This window comes from Actinosynnema sp. NPDC037264 (assembly GCF_055603705.1).
In genome coordinates this window covers 1-16,235 of sequence record NZ_JBVJVK010000009.1, presented here as the reverse complement: position 1 = coordinate 16,235, position 16,235 = coordinate 1, and the positions used below count along the sequence as shown (strand labels likewise).

Below are 16,235 nucleotides of genomic sequence, written 5' to 3'. Positions count from 1 at the left end.
TGAACTCAAGGGACCTGGACGTGGGACACGCGCGTTCAGCGGTCGGCCAGGCGGTCGAGGGCGGTGCCGACGCGGTCCGTCAGGAGCGAGAGGGCGCCGACCGTGCGGGTGGTCGGGTCGTCGGTGGAGCCTCCCAGGGCTTGGGCGCGGACGTAGGACTGCTTGACCTCCGACCAGCGGGTGGCCTGGGCCGGCGTCAGGGTGCCGCGCAGTTCGGCCAGCTTCAGCAGGTTCGCCTCGGCGCCCGAGGTCAGCGTCTGGGCCTCGCCCGCGTAGTGGTCGTCGATCACGGCGGCCAGCTCGGCGTCGTTCATCACCGGCACGACCTTCTCCGCCAGCTTGTTCATGTTCCGGTAGGAGCCCTGGAGCTGGAACGGCGGCTCGACGCGCGAGGCGTCGGACTGGGCGGCCGAGGCGATGTAGGCCTGGTTGTTCGCCAGCACGACCTCCTGCACGCGCACCAGCTTGCGCAGCACCGAAAGCACCTGCTCCAGCTCGACCGACGAGTACGGGTGCGCGAGCCGGTCGGCCCGCACGTCCTCGCCGCGCGCCATCCGCACGAGCAGCTCCACGTCACCGCGGTCGCGGGTGGACAGCGGCGCGAGCACCGGGTTCGACGTCAGCGCGTTCTCGATGTAGCTCAACGCGAACAGGTCCTCGCGCCCGGACAGCACGTCGCCCAGGTTCCACACGTCGGCGCGGTTGGCGAGCATGTCGGGGATCCGGAACCGCTGCCCCGACTCGGTGTAGGGGTTGCCGGCCATGCACACCGCGAACCGCTTGCCGCGCAGGTCGTAGGTGCGCGTGCCGCCGTCCCACACGCCTTCCATCCGCCGCTGCGCGTCGCACAGCGAGATGAACTTCTGCAGCAGCTCCGGCGACGTGTGCTGGATGTCGTCCAGGTACAGCAGCACGTTGTTGCCCGCCTCCAGCGCGAACGAGATCTTCTCGACCTCCTGCCGCGCGGTGGCGTTCGGCGCGTCCGCCGGGTCGACCGACGTCACGTCGTGGCCCAGCGACGGGCCGTTGACCTTGACGAACACCAGCCCGAGCCGGTTGGCCACGTACTCCATCAACGTCGTCTTGCCGTAGCCGGGCGGTGAGATGAGCAGCAGCAGGCCCATCTGGTCGGTGCGCTTGCCGTCGCCCGCCGCGCCGAGCTGCTTGGCCAGGTTGTCGCCGATCAGGGGCAGGTACACCTCGTCCAGCAACCGGTTGCGCACGAACGCGCTCATCACCTTCGGCTGGAACTCGTCCAGGCGCAGGCGCGCGCGCTCGGCGGCCACGACCTCGTTGCGCCGGCGCTGGTAGGCCCGGTAGGCGGGCACGCGCTCCTCGCGGAACCGGCGCGTGCGGGTCAGCAGCTCGTCCAGCCGGATCTCCAGCGCGCGGTCGGCGATCCGCGGGTGCGTGCCGAGCAGGCCGTCCGCGGTGGCCGTCAGCTGCGCAGACGACTCGTGCCGCGGCAGGTCCCGGCACAGCTCCAGCGCCACCGCCTCTGGCAGGTCGGGTTCGACGCGGCCGCCGAGGAACGCCTCGTACCAGCCCTGCACCAACCGCCGCCGCACGTCCAGGTCGCCGACCGCGCGCAGGTCTTCGTCGAACTCCTTGCGCCCGCCCAGCGCCCGGTGGAACGCGTCCACCAGAGCGCGCGCTCCGGCGCTCGTCGCGAACCCGAACGGCGCGCTGCACAGCTCCTCGAAGAGGTACTCGCCCGCCAACGGGTCACCGGCCGCCTCGGACAGCTCGGCGCACAGCTCGTCGATCGCCGCCGTGTGCCCGAACGCCGCCCGCGCCCGGCCCAGCGACGCCGCACGCCGCTCGAACAGGGCCCGGTCGGCCTCGTCCGCCGAAGCCCAGAACAGCTGCGCCGCCGCACGCGCGGACGGCGGGTACCGGAGCACGCCCGCGCCCGCGTGCAGCCGCAGCACCACGTCGAGGATCCGCGCCGCGTCGTGGTCGTGCACGCCGCGCTCGTAGCCCTCGTCCAACCGCGACTCCGCCACCTGCCGCACGAGGTCGGGCAACCGGTCCTCGGTGACGGCGGCGTGCAGCCCGTCCAACGGGTGCGTGGCCAGGATCGAGGTGGCCAGGTGCTCGGCCCGGTACACCTCGGCCGTCTCCGACACCAGCAGCTGGTCCCAGAACGGCCTGGTGTCCGCGAACGCGGGATCGCGCACGGGCGAGCGGAAGTCGGTGCCGGTGATGGCGAACGCGAGCTCGCCGTCCTTCGGCACCAGGGTCAGGTCCACCGGCTGGGTGTTCACCGCGAACCGGTGCCTGCCGAGCCGGATCGTCTCGCCGTCGAACAGGTCCAGCCGGTCGCGCAGCGAGCGGCCCGCCTCCTGCCGCGCGGCCAGCACCCGGCCGTCCAGCTCCTCGGCCCGCACCTGGTCGCCGAGCGAGCGCAGCTCCTCGGCCACCGAGCGGACCTTCGCCACCATCGGGTCGGACGCGAAGTACGTGTTGACCTCGTCCAACGACCCCAGTGACGCCACCCGCCTCGTGACGCTGACGAGGATCCGGTCGGCGGAGGAGGCGAGCCGGTCGGCGCGCCGGGCCCGGTCGTCCAGCAACGCCTGCTTGCGCGAGGAGAACGCCTCGTAGACGTCGGTCCGCTTGTCGCCGAGCCGGGTCAGGAAGTCGTCGAACTCGCCGAACCGCGACTCCAGGTTCTCCAGCTGCAGCAGCAGCCGGCCCAGCTGCTCGTCGCACCGCTGCGGCGTGTCCGCCACCGCCAGCGCGCCGGTGATCGCCTGGCCGAGCAGCGCGAACTCGGCGGCGAACTCGGCCCGGCCCTCGGTGGCCAGCAGGGCGCGCCTGCGACCGTCCACAGTGGCCCGTGCCCGGTTCAGCCCGCCGAGCACCTCGCCGATGCGCTCCAGGATCGACGTGCGCACGGTGGCGTCGGCGATGTCGAGCGAGCCGACGACCTCGGTCAGCACCTCCAGGCCGCGCTGCCGCTGCGCCAGCTCCTCGACCACCGGCTCGGCCTCGGCGACCGTGCCGATCGCGTCCGCCGCGCCGACCAGCGCTTCGACCTGCTCGTGGTAGCCGGTGAACGCGTCGTCGCGCCGCAGGTGCTCGACCGCGCGCCGCGCCGTGCCGCCCAGCTCGTCGTCCAGCGACGACACCAGGGCGTCGATGCGCGCCACGTCGGCGTACCGCATCTCCTTCAACGTCACCAGGTGCCCCTGCGCCTGCCGCAGGTCGGCCAGCTGCCGCACCCAGGCGTCGGCGGTCGTCGGCACCTCGCCGCGCACCCGGCGCAGGATCGACGCGATCCCCGCGTCCGCCTCGGCCACCGCCGTCGCCGCCTGGTCGGTCAGCTCCTGCACGGCCTCGAACTCGTCCAGCACCTGCTCGGCCGTCGCCCGGACCTGCGTCAACGGCGTGCGCAGGTCCTCCAGCTCCGCGTCGCCCAGCCAGTGGTAGGCGTCGAACACCCTGGTGCACGAGGAGATCAGGTCCTCGAACACCGGCACGGACGGCGCCATCTCGCCGACCATCCGGCTCACCGACAGGCAGTCGGAGATGCCGCGCACCAGGTCGGCGTTCCCGACCCGCTCCAGCGGTCCCGTGCCGACCGGCTGCGCGGCGGCGTAGGCGTCGGACACGTACGGCGTCTGCCACACCTGCATGGGGTGCACGCGGGTCGGCTCGTCGCTCATCGCGCGGAAGACGACCAGCGTGCCGTCGTCGAACAGCGAGTACCCGTGGCACGACAGCGGGTTCGCCACTTCCTTGCGGATCACGTTGTACGGCAGCAGCAGCGACCGGCCGTCGCGGCGGGCGTGGAAGACGTAGAGCACGTCCTCGCCGTTGGTGGAGCGGATGACCCGCTCGAACTCCAGCTCGTCCACCGGGGTGTCGAAGGTCTTGTTCACGCCCGTGGCCAGGTAGTAGCCGCCCGGGAAGATCAGGCCCTGGTCCTCGGGCAGCCGCTGGCACGCCTGGCCGATGCCGTCGAGCCGCACCACGGACCGGGTGCGCGTGTTGAACACCAGGTGACGCCACGCGGTCTCGTTGTACGGGCGGATGCGCAGCAGGATCAGCGAGCCGACCCGCGCGTACTGCACCTCGCCGTCGGCCAGCGACTGCAGCGGCTCGTCCACCGGCTCGGTGTAGACGCCCTCGCCGGTCTCGGTGTTGTTCTCCACCTTGATCGTGAGGTCGCCGCCGATGGTCTCGACGAACACCTCGTCCTCGATCGAGATGTGCGGGTGCCTGCCGAGCACGTGGTGCTCGCGGCCGGTCACGACCCACTCGAAGTCGTGCGAGGGCGGGAACACGTGGTCGCGCTCGCCCCGGTTGTCCAGGTACTCGACCGTGCCGTCGACGCCGACCTGCCAGCGCAGCACCCGGATGTCCCCGATGCGGGCGCCGGTCTGGAACACCGCGAGCAACCGGCCCTCGACCCGGCGCAGCTGGATCAGCCTGGTGTCGCGGTAGTACCGGTACAGCTCGGCGAAGTCGCGCTCGAACCGCGGGTCGCGCAGCAGGCCGGGCAGCTCGTCGTCACCCGCGTCCTCGAACCGGAACGCGTCGCCGTCGCGGGTGAAGCGGTGCAGCGAGAACACGTCGTCGACCGTCGTCTCCGGCTTGAGGCCGATGAAGACGTTGTAGCCGAACAGCATCAGCCCGGCCACCTGCACCACGTCGCGCGGCACGCAGTTGTGCTCGGTGCGGATGCGCTCGGTGCCGAGCAACGTCAGCTCGGCGCTGCCGAACGCCTCCAGCCGGCGCGCGTTGAGCGCTTGCGCCCGGCGGGCGAGCCCGGCCGCCTGCTCGGCCAGCCGGGCCCGCAGCACCTCGTAGGTGCCCGCCTCCAACGTCACCGGCGCCGGCGACGCCTCCACTGGCGCGGTCACGACAGCGAGGCGACCGGCCGCTCGGCCACGCCCAGGCGCTGCGCGGCGGCCAGCAGCTCGCGCAGCTTGCCCTCGTCGGGCCCACCGGAGTTGATGAGCTTGAGCAGCAGCGCGGACACCGTCAGGTTCTTCACGTCACCGGTGCTGATCGAGCCGAGCAGCCTGCCGATGTCGTCGGTGAAGCTCGCCGTCCCGTTCAGCCACGGCCCGGCGAGGGTCTGCGCGACGTCGGAGTGCTCCACGAACCCGTCGACCTGCTTGCCCATCGTGATGGCGCCGACGATCCGGTCGAAGAACATGCTGTCGCCGCCGACGATGTCGATGTCGGCCTTCTCCAGGCCCGCCGCCAGCACCAGCGCCTGCGACTCGGCCACCTGCCGCTGCACATCGATCCCGGCGAGCCGGACTTCCTTCTCCGTCTCCAGCCGCAGCCGGTACTCCTCGTGCTCGCGGGTGGCGTCGTCCAGCGCGGCCATCGCGCCCGCCTTGTCGGCCAGGCCCTCGGCCTCGCCCTTCAGCTTCTCGCGGATCGCGAGCGCCTCGACCAGCGCCTTCTCCTTGCCCACCACGGCCTCGGCGCGGCCGACCTTCTCGATCGCCTCCGCGTCGCGCTCGCGCACCTGCACGTCGGCGAGGCCAACCGCGGCCGCCTCCGCCTGCTTGCCCTCGGCGAGCCGGATCATGGCGCGGGTGTCCAGCTCGGCGGCCTGCTGCCGCGTCTCGGCGAGCAGCAGTTCCTCGCGGGCCTTGAACTTCGCGGCCTGCTCCGCGGCCTCGGCCGCCTTGATGTCCTTGACCAGGCCCTCCTGCGCCTCGGCCTCGGCCCGGATCACCACGGTCTGGCGGTGCCGCTCGGCCTCCTCGACCGCGCGCAGCCGCTTGATGATCTCCTCCTGCTCGGCCACGGTCTTCTCCACCGCGATGCGCTCGCGCACCACCTCGGCGATGGACCGCTTCTCGGCCTCCAGCTCCTTGTCCGCGGCGATGCGGGACAGCTCGGTCTCCCGCTCCCGGCCGATGACCTCCAGCATCCGGTCCTTCTCGATGCGCTCGGTCTCGATCGCGATCACGCGCTCGCGGTTCTTCTCCGCCACCGCGATCTCGCGCGCCTTGTTCTCGCTCTGGATGCCCAGCTGCTCGTCCGTGCGGATGTGCGCGGTGTTCGACTTGAGGCGCTCCTCGGCCTGCACCTTGGCGATCTCCGCCTCCTCGCGGGCCCGCATCGTCTCCACTTCGCGCTTCTGCTTGATCTCCGCGTCCGCCTGGCGGCGCTCCAGCTCCAGGATCGCCTCGCGCGCCTCGACGTTCTGGCGCGTGATCTCCTTCTCCTCGTGCCGGGTGAACTCGTTGGTCCGCACGTGCTCGATCGCGGTCAGCTCGGTGATCTTGCGGATGCCCTGCGCGTCGAGGATGTTCGACGGGTTGAGCTGCGCCATCGGCGTCTGCTCGAGGTAGTCGATCGCCGCGTCCTCGAGGCTGTAGCCGTTGAGGTCGGTGCCGATGACCTGGATGATCCGGTCGCGGAACTCGTCGCGCTTGGTGTAGAGGTCGATGAAGTCGAGCTGCTTGCCGACCGTCTTCAACGCCTCGGAGAACTTGGCGTTGAACAGCTCCTGGAGCGTCTGCTCGTCGCTCGCCCGCGCGGTGCCGATGGCCTGGGCGACCTTGATGACGTCCTCGACGGTCTTGTTGACCCGCACGAAGAACGTGATCCGGATGTCGGCGCGGATGTTGTCCTGGCAGATCAGGCCTTCCTGCCCGGCGCGGCGGATCTCGATGGTCTTCACCGAGATGTCCATGATCTCCGCGCGGTGCAGCACCGGCAGCACCACGGCGCCGGTGAACGTGACGTCCACCTTGCGCACCTTGGAGATGATCAGCGCCTTGCCTTGGTCGATCTTGCGGAACAGGCGGCTGATCAGGATCAGCAGGCCGATGACGACGACCAGGACGACGGCGACGAGAATGCCGAAGCCGGTGGTGATGACGTCCATCAGTGGTCCCCCCGTGTGAGAGTCGGGTCGTGTCCGATTTCGAGGGACGCGACCCAGAAGAACTCGCCGTCCACGTCGTAGTCGAAGATGAGTGCGGTGGTGCCCGCGGTGAGCGCGTCCGCGCCCGGTTGGCGCACCTGCACGACGGCCGAGGAGCCGTCCGCGGCGGTGACCTCCGCCTGGCCGAACGTCTGGGTCACGCGGCCCGTGCGGATGACGCAGGTGCGACCGATGAAGTCCAGGCGCGACGCGGGCGGGTCGGCCGGGAACAGCCGCTTCAACGGCGTCATCGCCAGCCGGGTCAGCACCAGGCCGACGGCGAGCGACCCGCCGAGCACGCCGGTGCCCGCGAGCACCGAGGCCGGTTCGAGGAGGACGACGCCGGACAGGCAGGCGAACCAGGACACCGCGATCAGCAAGGAGATGCCGAGGGTCGCGGGCACGCCGCCGATGTCCAGCTCGACCCAGTCCGCGTCCGCCGCGCCGAAGGCGACGAGCAGCCAGTAGGCCACCACGATCACCAGCAGGACGCTGAGCACGGCCACCGGGAATCCCAGCGATGCCGCGAAGAACTCCCCCATGTACCCCCCTTTCGCGGGACCCTAACCCGTTTTCGGCGGAGAACTGAGGGGAATGACGCAACGCGGTCGGACCACCCCGGTCAGTGCACGAGCATCCCCCGGAGGACCGTGCGCAGCGCCGCGGTGGGATCGAAGCGAGGGCTCGGGTTCGCCAGCTCGTTGGCCAGCAGACCGTCGATCACGGCGAGGAGCAGCGCCAGGTCGGCGGGAGGGTTCGTCGAGCCGAGGCCGGCGATCAGGGGTAGCGCCCAGGACCCGATCTCGCGGTGGGCCCGGTCCACGTGGCCGCGCAGTTCGGTGCGTTGGGCGACTTCGACGAACAGCGCGTGGCGGGCGAGCGTGAGGACGCGGTCCTCGGCCAGTCGCTCGACCAGGGCGCCGACGGCGTCGGCGAGGGCCTCGGGGGTGGTGACGTCGCCGGCCACGCTCGCCCACAGCGCGGTCTCGTGTTCGAGCAGGCGGCCCAGGACGGCGCCGATCAACGCGTCGCGGGTGCGGAAGTGGTTGGACGTCGAGCCCTGCGGCAGGCCGGCTTCGGTGTCGACGGCGCGGTGGGTGAGCTGGCGCATGCCGCCCGTGCCGAGGACGCGGATCGCGGCGTCGAGTACCTGCTGTTGCCTGGTCATCGGCACGGACACTACACCCGTAGTGTTGATCACTACAGCTGTAGTACGGTGTGCCGCATGGGACTTCGGCGCGCAGCGGTGATCGGTGGAGGGGTCGGCGGCCTGGCCGCGGCCATCGGGATGCGACGGCACGGGTGGGCGGTGGACGTCTTCGAGCGCTCGGCGGCGTTGCCCGACGTCGGCACGGGGCTCGGGATCTGGCCCGACGCGTTCGCGGCGTTGGACCGGCTGGGGGTGGGCGACGCGGCCCGGCGGGTCGGGCGGCGGCAGGCGGACGGGGTGGTGCGCAAGCCGGACGGGACGGTGATCGGGACCATCGCGGCGAGCTCGGTGCACCTGCTCACCCGGCCGGCGTTGCTGGGCGTGCTCGCGGGGGCGTTGCCGGACGGGGTGGTCCGGTTCGGCACGGCGGCGGGCTTGGCGGACTGCGCCGGGTACGACGTCGTCATCGGGGCGGACGGCATCCACAGCGCGGTGCGCGGCGAGCTGTTCGACGCGTCGGTCCGCCGGTCGGGGGCGGTCGGGTGGCGCGGCACGGTGGACGTCCCGGTCGACGCGGGCGGTGAGACGTGGGGCCGTGGCGGCAAGTTCGGCCTCACGCCGCAGGCCGACGGGCGCACCAACTGGTACGCGATGGGGCCCGACCTCTCGTTGTTCGCGGACTGGCACGACCCGATCCCGCGCGTGCTCGCCTCGGCCACCGACGTGCTGCGGCACGAGCTGCTGTTCCTGTCGCCGTTGCCGAGCTACGTCTCCGGGCGGGTGGCGCTGCTCGGTGACGCCGCGCACGCCATGACACCGGACCTCGGGCAGGGCGCGTGCCAGGCGATCGTCGACGGCGTCGTGCTGGCGGAGTGCCTGGCGGGTGACGACGTCGACGCGGGGTTGCGTCGGTACGACTCGGAGCGCCGCCGGGTGACGCAACGGCTGGCCGCGCGGTCGCTCCAGCTCAACCGGCTGGCCCGGATGCGCCGGTTCACCGGGGTGCGCGACGCGGGTCTGCGGGTGGCGCTGGCCTTGGCGCCGCAGCCGTCGTGGAGCGCGGACCTGGAGCCCGACGAGTTGGCGGGCTAGGACTGCGGGAGCTTCACCGACTTGCGGGTGCGCGGCGCGGACGGCGGCGGCACGACCGGGCCGATGTCGCCGTCGGGCGCCTCGTCCAGGTCGACGATCACGGGGGCGTGGTCGCTCGGCCCGGTGCCCTTGCGGGCGTGCCGGTCGACCCAGGCGGCCTCGACCCGTGCGGCGACCGGGCCGGACGCCAGGACGAGGTCGATGCGCATGCCGAGGTCCTGGTGGAACATGCCGGCGCGGTAGTCCCAGTAGGTGAAGACGCGTTCGTCCGGCCACCGGTCGCGGACCACGTCGTGCAGCCCGACCGCCCGCAGCGCCGCCAGCGCCTCCCGCTCGGGCCCGGTCACGTGCGTGTGGCCGACGTAGGCCGCCGGGTCGAACACGTCCGCGTCGGTGGGCGCGATGTTGACGTCGCCGCAGACCAGGGCGTCCGCCGGCCCGGCCGCCACCACGTCCCGCAACGCCGCCAGCCAGGCCAGCTTGTAGTGGTAGTGGTCGGAGTCCGGCGTCCGCCCGTTGGGCACGTAGACGGAGTGCACCCGCACCCCACCGCAGGTGGCCGCCACCGCCCGCGCCTCGGGGTGCGGAAACCCGGGCCCGTCCGCGAGCCCGTCGACCACGTCGTCCAGCCCGACCCTCGACAGGATCGCCACGCCGTTCCACCGGCTCTCGCCGTGCGCCGCCACCTCGTAGCCGCGGGCGGACAACTCGTCACCGAGCAGGGCCGCGAACGCGTCGTCCGCGAGTTTCGTCTCCTGCAGGCAGACGACATCGGGCTGCCTCTGGTCGAGCCACGGCAACAACCGCGGCACCCGCTGCTTGACCGAGTTCACGTTCCAAGTAGCCACCCGCACGACCCCCACCGTAGTCCGCATGCGCCTCCGGGACGCAGCGTCAACCCCCTGACCTGCACTGCTCCGTACGCCGTGCGACCGAACGTGACGCCACCCACACCACCCGGTCGACCACCTCGCTCACCGGGAGCCCCGGTCTCGGTAAGCTGTCGGCCACGGGCTGCTAGCTCAATTGGCAGAGCAGGAGACTTTTAATCTTCGGGTTCAGGGTTCGAGTCCCTGGCGGCCCACCAGACTCGCAGGTCACGACGATCTGTCGGGGGCCGAGCAACCTCGAAGCCCCCATTTACCCCTCACTTACCCGGATGACCGCCCCGAGCGCGTCCGCCACCGCACGACCGGGTGACCGGCGGCCCATGTACACGTCCTGCGTCATCGACGGCCGGGAGTGACCGAGCAGGTCGGCGATCTGCCTCGCCGTCAAGCCGGCCTCATCGAGCAGTGTCGCGACGGTCCTCCGAAAGGTTCGGAAAGTCACCCATTCGTAGCCCGCTCGGGCGATGAACGGCTTCCACGCGCGATTGCGGACGTTGGTTGCCTCACGGATCGTTCCGGTCGAACTGGGGAAGATCGGACCGTCGAGGTCGGCCGCCTCCGAGCGCCTTTCCACGAGCATGGCCACGCACCAGTCCGGGAGCGGAATCGGTCGTTCGGCGTTCTCCGTCTTGCCCCGATTCACGATCCTGCCCCGCCCACGGGCCCGGATGACGTTCCCGGACATTGCCAGCTCTCGTGCCTCTTCGTTGAAGTCCGGCCAGTGCGCGCCCAACGCCTCGCCGGTCCGCTCTCCTGTGCTCAGGAAGAACCGGACCAGGTCCGGCAGATCGTCCTTCACGGCCCGCTCGTCCTGGTCCAGCTTCTTGAGCAGATCGAGCACTTCGGCGGCGGTCAGCGCCCGCGACTTCTGCGGCCGGTTCTTCGCCCGCTTGCTCTCCAGACGGGTGATCTCCCGCGCCGGGTTGGCCTCAAGCGCCCCATGCCGCACCGCGTAGGCACAGACGCCGCTCAGCACGGCCCTGACCGTCTTCGCCGAACTTGCGCTGGAGTTGTCCCGGACCTTCTTGCACAGGGCGTCGAGGATCGGCGTGGACAACTCGTTCATCCGCAGGTCACCCACGGCCGGGAGCACGAGCCCTTCGAGCCGGTTGCGGTACGTGTCCACCGTGCCCCAGGAGCGGAACTCCCGTTCGGCGTCGCGAACCAGCTCGGCCAGCCACCTCGCGGCAACGTCGCGGAACTTGGTGCTTGCTGTGACGGTCGCCCCCGCGACGGGTGTCACCCAGTCACGGATAGCCGCCTTGAGGTTGTTCTCGGCGTTCGTGCGGCTGGTGCCCATGCGCTCGACGTCGTAGACCTTGCCGTTGAAGTCTCGGTACCGACAACGAGCCCGGTACCGCTTCGGCCCGAGGGTCTCGACCCTGATCTTCCCGTAGGTGCCGACCGGCATCGGTCTTCTGCCCATCAGGCCGCCTCGGTCGGCAGCGACTCGAACCACGCCTTGACGTCGGCGGCGTTGAAGCGCAGGTGCTTGCCGACCCGTCGGCCGGGAGGGCCGTACTTCCGGGTCCGCCACTGGTAGATGGTGTTGACCGGGATGCGGAGGTAGGCCGCCACCTGCTCGATGTCCCAGATTTCGTTCACGCTGCGTCCTCCTCTGTGTATTGGCGTTGGCGTTGTGCGCGGAGGCGTTCGGCGATGCCGGAGGCCAGTTCGCGCTCTGCGTCGTTGGCGTAGCCGGAGCCCGCATAGGCCCAGTCGTTGACGACGATCACCTCTTCGGCGGCCAGGCCGAGCCGTTCGAGGGTTTCCGCCGCCCGGAAGGCCCACCGGTCCTCGCGAATGCGCTTGAAGGTGGTCGAGTAGTGCTTGGACTTGGTCAGGAAGTGGCCCCGGAAGGCGAGCATGTGAGCCCACTTCCGCAGGTTCAGTTCGTCGTAGAAGTGCAGGTCACCGAGGTCCCAGGCGGTCTGGATCATGCGTCGGTGGTGGTCGGAGACCCTCAGGTGATCGATATCGAGCTGCGACCGGATCGGCCGGTCAGGCGTGTCACGCGCTCCTGTGCCCTTGGTCGCGTACTTGGCGACGTAGGCGGCGAGCTTGCCGTCACTGACCGCCCCGGCGTCGTCCTCGACCTGGTGCGCCGAGGCAGCCCGGATGGGGCGCACGTCGACCTGTTCACCCCAAACCAGGTCGATCACCGTGCCATCGGGCCGGAAGGACTCGACCACCACGGAGCGAGCCGCAGCCCGAACCGCGTGGTCGACCAGGTCCACGGTCGCCCACGAGGGCGCCGGGTCGTGTGAGCCGTCGGGTCCGTCGATGCGGATGACGGCGTGGAAGTGGACCAGGCCGCGCCGCTGGTACTCGGCGACCTTGGCGTACGAAAGCCGCGCATGGTCCTTGAAAGCCCGCACCGTGAGCCCAGCAGCACGAGCCAGCGCCCGCCGCAGCGCGATCGTGAACCGGTGCCACAGCTTGCCCGCGTGCGCCTGCCACAGCACCGCACCGACGTAGTCATAGGTGTCCGGGTCGACCGCACCGCCGATGCGAGGGTCATCGGGATGGTGAAAGGCTCCGCACCCCGTACACGGTCGTACCTTGCCGCCGCCGGTCTCACGCCGGTTGTGAACCGCGCCGAAGGACGGGGCGGTCAGGGTGGCGAACACGCGCGGCTTCTCGGCGACAGTCTCCGGTACACCTTTGCTGCCACCGGACAGGCCCGCGCGCATGAGGTGGAAGGCGTCGGCCGCGTACCGGTCGGAGCACGAGGGGCAGACGGAGGCGCGGCGGTTGCCGCAGGGGACCATGACGTCGCCGCCGAGGTGGGCGAGGACTTTGGTGCTGTCGAGGTTGTGGAGTTGCCAGGCTCCGAACAGGCGGATCGGTGCGAGGCATCCGCCGGTGGCGGTGACCTTGTCGCGCCAGTCCCGGTAGTCGGCCCGTTGGACCCGGTCGGCGATGCGATCTTCGAGTGCGAGGACCAAAGGCTCCTCCTTTCCGTAGTCAGGCAGCGTTGAGCTGGTCGGCGAGCTGGACCGCGAAGGCGTCGGGCACGTTCACCGCGGCCTGCACGTCGGCCGGAGTGATCGCGCGGCCCTGTTGGCGGACTTCAGCGGCTTTGGTGCCGAGGACGGCTTGCAGGTGGGGCGGGAGCTTGAGCGCCGGACGCGGCGCGCTGAGGGCCGTAGCGCCGGTGGTTGGCATGGGTACCGCAGTGGCCATCACGCGGTCACGGGCGGCGTTGCAGCGGTGCTGGATGACCGGCATGACTTCGGCAATCAGGAACACGACCAGCGGCACGACGATGTGAAGGAAGACCACGCCGTACTCGACCTGGCCGGACGGCGGGCGCAGTGGTGACCACACGTTGGTGATCAGGGTTGCGCCGAGCAGAAGCCGTTTGAGCCAGAGGACCGGGGCGGCGTCGACGGCCAGGCCGTGGGTCAGCATCTCGGCTTCCCAGCGCAGCAGCGTGACGAGGATGCCCGCCAAGGCCGGTTCGACCAGCCATGCGCCCCACCACAGGGCGTCGACTGGCGTCAGGTGTCCGGCTAGGAACTCGTGCACTCCGGTGGTGGTGAAGCCCAGGCCCAGCGCGAGGAAGAACCACATGGACCGGGTGACGGAGACGCGGAAGCGCTCCAGCCGGACGGCGTGCAGGAGAGGATCCGAGGTCAGGTCGTGCAGCTGGTGGGACTCGGCGAGACGGGCGCGCAGCTTCTGCACGGTGCGCGTTTCGCCCTGGTCATCGGTCCTGTGCTTGCGGAACACGGCTCACCTCCTCAGGGCTCCGCCGCTGGTCCAGGACGACGTCGAACAGGTCGTGAAACTCCATCGGGGCGAGCGCCAGCAGCGCCCCAGCGATGAACGCGGGTCCGGGCTGTAATTCGCCGGTCAGCACGCGGGCCACCGTGGAGCGGTTGACGTCCATTGCCTTGGCGAGGGCGTACGCCGACCGGAAACCGGCAAGCCGAGCGGCTTTGGCGAACACGTCGCGCCGTAACTTGATCGTGTGCGGCATGGTCGCCCGCTCACGCAGCCGTTGCCCCGGCCACGCGGCGACGAGCTGCCACCGCGCGGCCGAGGTGGACCAGGCGGGCGACCTCTTCGAATGTGACCGGCTCGACCACCGAGTGCGTCAGGTGGAACGTCCCGGCGAGAACCACCGAGCCGCCACGACCGGGGACTCCATCGAAGTCCGAGACGGCCGCCAGGGCGGTCAGATCGAACCTCAAGCCCGCCGCGTTCCGGGCTGCGGCCTTCACGATCAGGGTGCGATCCGCATACAGGGACCAGGTAAGCGCCACACCGTCCAGGCGGGTCACCCACAGCAGCAGCGAGCCCAATCGGTCAGGCGCGGTGCCGGAGTCGAACTCGACCTGAACCGAACGGGTCACGGTCGAAATGAACACCCGGTCCGGGCGCGGCAGGCCCGTGGACCGCATGAACGACCGCAGCGTGCGGATGATCCGGTCGAGCGAACGAGAGCTATCTGAAGGCATGGCGAAGCTCCATAAGTCAGTAGGTGATGAGGTCAGGCGACGACGCGCAGGCCCGACCCGGAGTCAGCCGGACCCGCCTTGACGAACGCGACCAGCTCGTCAATCTCGTGGTCGCCGGTGTAGGCCGCGCGTACCCGGCGGGGAGTGCGGGAACGCGGGTCGACGCGGTAGCCGATACCGGCGCTGGAGGGGTCGGCTGGGATCTCGTCGGCGATCGCGCCACGTTCACGGGCACCCTCGCCGAGCACCATGTCCGGGTGCCGCTCGGAGGTCACGCGCAGGCAGACCCGGTGCGGGAGCAGGTCGCGGATCGGGAGCACGTCCTTGGACGGCTCCTGTACGTACACGTCCAACACGTCGTTGGTGGCGCGGCCCATGGAGGAGATGACGGCGCAGGCGTTGGTGATCTCGTGTGCGTACTCAGAGTTGTAGGACATCAGGAAGCCGACCTCATCGAGGATCAGCCAGTCCACCGGATGCTCACGCGACACCGGAACCGAACGCTTCCCCTTGCGCTGCAACCGCTTCTGCTTCCGCTGCATGTTGTCGACGAATCGCTCGATCAACTCGGCGCAGTCCTCCGGGCTGTCCGCGTACCGGCCATCGAGGATCGGCTTGAGCGCCACGAACTCGAACAACTTCGGGTCACACACCCACGGCCGCACCAGTCCGTCACGGATCATGGGTGCGACGGCCCGCAGCTTCGCCATGACGACCGAGTTCTTGCCCGCACCGGTGGCACCGGCCGTCAGGTGATGCGTCCCGGTCAGCGGCTCACGCCACTCCCCGCCCAGCTCCGTCTCCCCCAGGCACAGCGACCGCAGGTCGACGGCGTCCGAAGACTCCGGCATGGCAGGTGCAGGGATGACCCGGTCGAACGGCTCATCTCGCTGGACGATCAGCACGACCTCACCGGGCTTGCCTTGCTCGACCGCGACCCGTTCGGCCTTGAGCGTCGCCGCCAGCTCCGGCAACACCGCCGTGAACGCCCGCAACGCCTGACCGGGCACCAACCGCACCCGCACCACGTCAATGGACGGGGACCAGGACCGCACCCGCAGCACGCGCGGCACCAGGACTTCCCCGGTCCGGTAGTGCACAGTGGTCAAGCCGCAGGAGCCCATCAGGTTCACCCAACGGCGACCGGTGTAGGCACCGGCCCACCGACGCCGCCACGCCCGCAGCACCGGCGCGGCCCACGTGTCGAACGTGTCCGGATGCGCCCGGTACCAAACCGCCGTGCCCACCGCCAGGCCGCCGACAACGCCACCGGTCGCCTCAGGCCCGAACTCGACCGCCGAGGCTCCGAGCGCGCCCGGACCAACCACCGCACCGGGATGGCGGACGAACCACCGCGCCGTGCGGAACTCCCACCCAACTGAACGACGAGCCGCGCCCGTAGCCGTGTGCGACATACTTCGTTCCCTTCTGTCAGGCACGGCAACGGCCGACCACCGGGAAGCAGTGATCGGCCGTTGCCGTGACATGGAGATGCGCTACTTGCGCGGACTGCCCCGCCGACGCCGACGAACGGACGGCGGTTCGAGCTGCGAACGCGAGTAGGACAACGAGGTCCGCAGAACCGCGACCGACCGCACGAACGTGTTGTGCTGGCTCTTGAACCCCTCCCGCCGATACCAATGCCGTTTAGTTAGGCGGTGTTGGTGAAGATGTGCAGGTGGGGCGGGCCGGCATGGCGCTTCGTGACGTGGTGGGGGCGTTTGAGGAGCTTC

Annotated in this window: 13 protein-coding genes and 1 tRNA gene; 2 read left to right on the top strand and 12 right to left on the bottom strand. The window is 70.5% G+C overall.

Translation table 11 applies throughout. The features are described 5' to 3' along the window. Positions 1–35: 35 nt before the first annotated feature. The 4 genes from ACZ7GX_RS13225 to ACZ7GX_RS13210 all read right to left on the bottom strand — a co-directional run bounded on the left by ACZ7GX_RS13225 (position 36) and on the right by ACZ7GX_RS13210 (position 8,072). Positions 36–4,871, bottom strand: coding sequence for a DNA repair ATPase (locus tag ACZ7GX_RS13225; protein ID WP_498776168.1), 4,836 nt, complete (start codon positions 4,869–4,871; stop codon positions 36–38). Further along, positions 4,868–6,865 (bottom strand): flotillin family protein, encoded by a 1,998-nt coding sequence (locus ACZ7GX_RS13220; protein ID WP_498776165.1) that lies wholly within the window; start codon positions 6,863–6,865, stop codon positions 4,868–4,870. The genes ACZ7GX_RS13225 and ACZ7GX_RS13220 overlap by 4 nt, the downstream gene beginning before the upstream one ends. After that, positions 6,865–7,446, bottom strand: a complete 582-nt coding sequence (locus tag ACZ7GX_RS13215; protein ID WP_498776163.1) for a hypothetical protein — start codon at positions 7,444–7,446, stop codon at positions 6,865–6,867. Before ACZ7GX_RS13215 ends, ACZ7GX_RS13220 begins: the two co-directional genes overlap by 1 nt. 80 nt (positions 7,447–7,526) lie before the next feature. Next, positions 7,527–8,072 carry a TetR/AcrR family transcriptional regulator gene (locus ACZ7GX_RS13210; protein WP_498776161.1) on the bottom strand — a complete coding sequence of 182 codons (546 nt, stop codon included), beginning with the start codon at positions 8,070–8,072 and terminating at the stop codon, positions 7,527–7,529. A 57-nt stretch (positions 8,073–8,129) separates the two neighbouring features. Between ACZ7GX_RS13210 and ACZ7GX_RS13205 the strand changes: the two genes are divergently transcribed. Beyond that, positions 8,130–9,146: an FAD-dependent monooxygenase gene (locus ACZ7GX_RS13205; RefSeq protein ID WP_498776157.1), complete on the top strand. Its 1,017-nt coding sequence runs from the start codon at positions 8,130–8,132 to the stop codon at positions 9,144–9,146. Here ACZ7GX_RS13205 and ACZ7GX_RS13200 read toward each other — a convergent pair. After that, positions 9,143–10,009: an exodeoxyribonuclease III gene (locus ACZ7GX_RS13200; protein ID WP_498776587.1), complete on the bottom strand. Its 867-nt coding sequence runs from the start codon at positions 10,007–10,009 to the stop codon at positions 9,143–9,145. The genes ACZ7GX_RS13205 and ACZ7GX_RS13200 overlap by 4 nt on opposite strands. Positions 10,010–10,157: 148 nt before the next feature. On the opposite strand from ACZ7GX_RS13200, the gene ACZ7GX_RS13195 reads away from it, so the two are divergent. Beyond that, a tRNA-Lys gene (locus tag ACZ7GX_RS13195) sits at positions 10,158–10,233 on the top strand. 53 nt (positions 10,234–10,286) lie between these two features. Here ACZ7GX_RS13195 and ACZ7GX_RS13190 read toward each other — a convergent pair. Genes ACZ7GX_RS13190 through ACZ7GX_RS13160 form a run of 7 tightly spaced genes read right to left on the bottom strand, consistent with a single transcriptional unit; the run spans position 10,287 to position 15,917 of the window. Further along, positions 10,287–11,447, bottom strand: a complete 1,161-nt coding sequence (locus tag ACZ7GX_RS13190) for a tyrosine-type recombinase/integrase (protein ID WP_498776155.1) — start codon at positions 11,445–11,447, stop codon at positions 10,287–10,289. A 14-nt stretch (positions 11,448–11,461) separates the two neighbouring features. Next, positions 11,462–11,641, bottom strand: a complete 180-nt coding sequence (locus ACZ7GX_RS13185) for a helix-turn-helix domain-containing protein (RefSeq protein WP_360791443.1) — start codon at positions 11,639–11,641, stop codon at positions 11,462–11,464. Beyond that, the gene (locus ACZ7GX_RS13180; RefSeq protein WP_498776151.1) at positions 11,638–12,984 is read right to left on the bottom strand and encodes a replication initiator; all 1,347 of its coding nucleotides are present in this window, start codon (positions 12,982–12,984) and stop codon (positions 11,638–11,640) included. The genes ACZ7GX_RS13185 and ACZ7GX_RS13180 overlap by 4 nt, the downstream gene beginning before the upstream one ends. A 19-nt stretch (positions 12,985–13,003) precedes the next feature. Continuing rightward, positions 13,004–13,771 carry a hypothetical protein gene (locus tag ACZ7GX_RS13175; protein WP_498776147.1) on the bottom strand — a complete coding sequence of 256 codons (768 nt, stop codon included), beginning with the start codon at positions 13,769–13,771 and terminating at the stop codon, positions 13,004–13,006. Beyond that, positions 13,746–14,021 (bottom strand): transcriptional regulator, encoded by a 276-nt coding sequence (locus ACZ7GX_RS13170; protein ID WP_498776145.1) that lies wholly within the window; start codon positions 14,019–14,021, stop codon positions 13,746–13,748. The genes ACZ7GX_RS13175 and ACZ7GX_RS13170 overlap by 26 nt, the downstream gene beginning before the upstream one ends. A gap of 10 nt (positions 14,022–14,031) precedes the next feature. Next, the gene (locus tag ACZ7GX_RS13165; protein WP_498776143.1) at positions 14,032–14,502 is read right to left on the bottom strand and encodes a hypothetical protein; all 471 of its coding nucleotides are present in this window, start codon (positions 14,500–14,502) and stop codon (positions 14,032–14,034) included. A gap of 32 nt (positions 14,503–14,534) precedes the next feature. Then, positions 14,535–15,917, bottom strand: a complete 1,383-nt coding sequence (locus tag ACZ7GX_RS13160; protein WP_498776585.1) for an FtsK/SpoIIIE domain-containing protein — start codon at positions 15,915–15,917, stop codon at positions 14,535–14,537. Positions 15,918–16,235 lie beyond the last annotated feature (318 nt).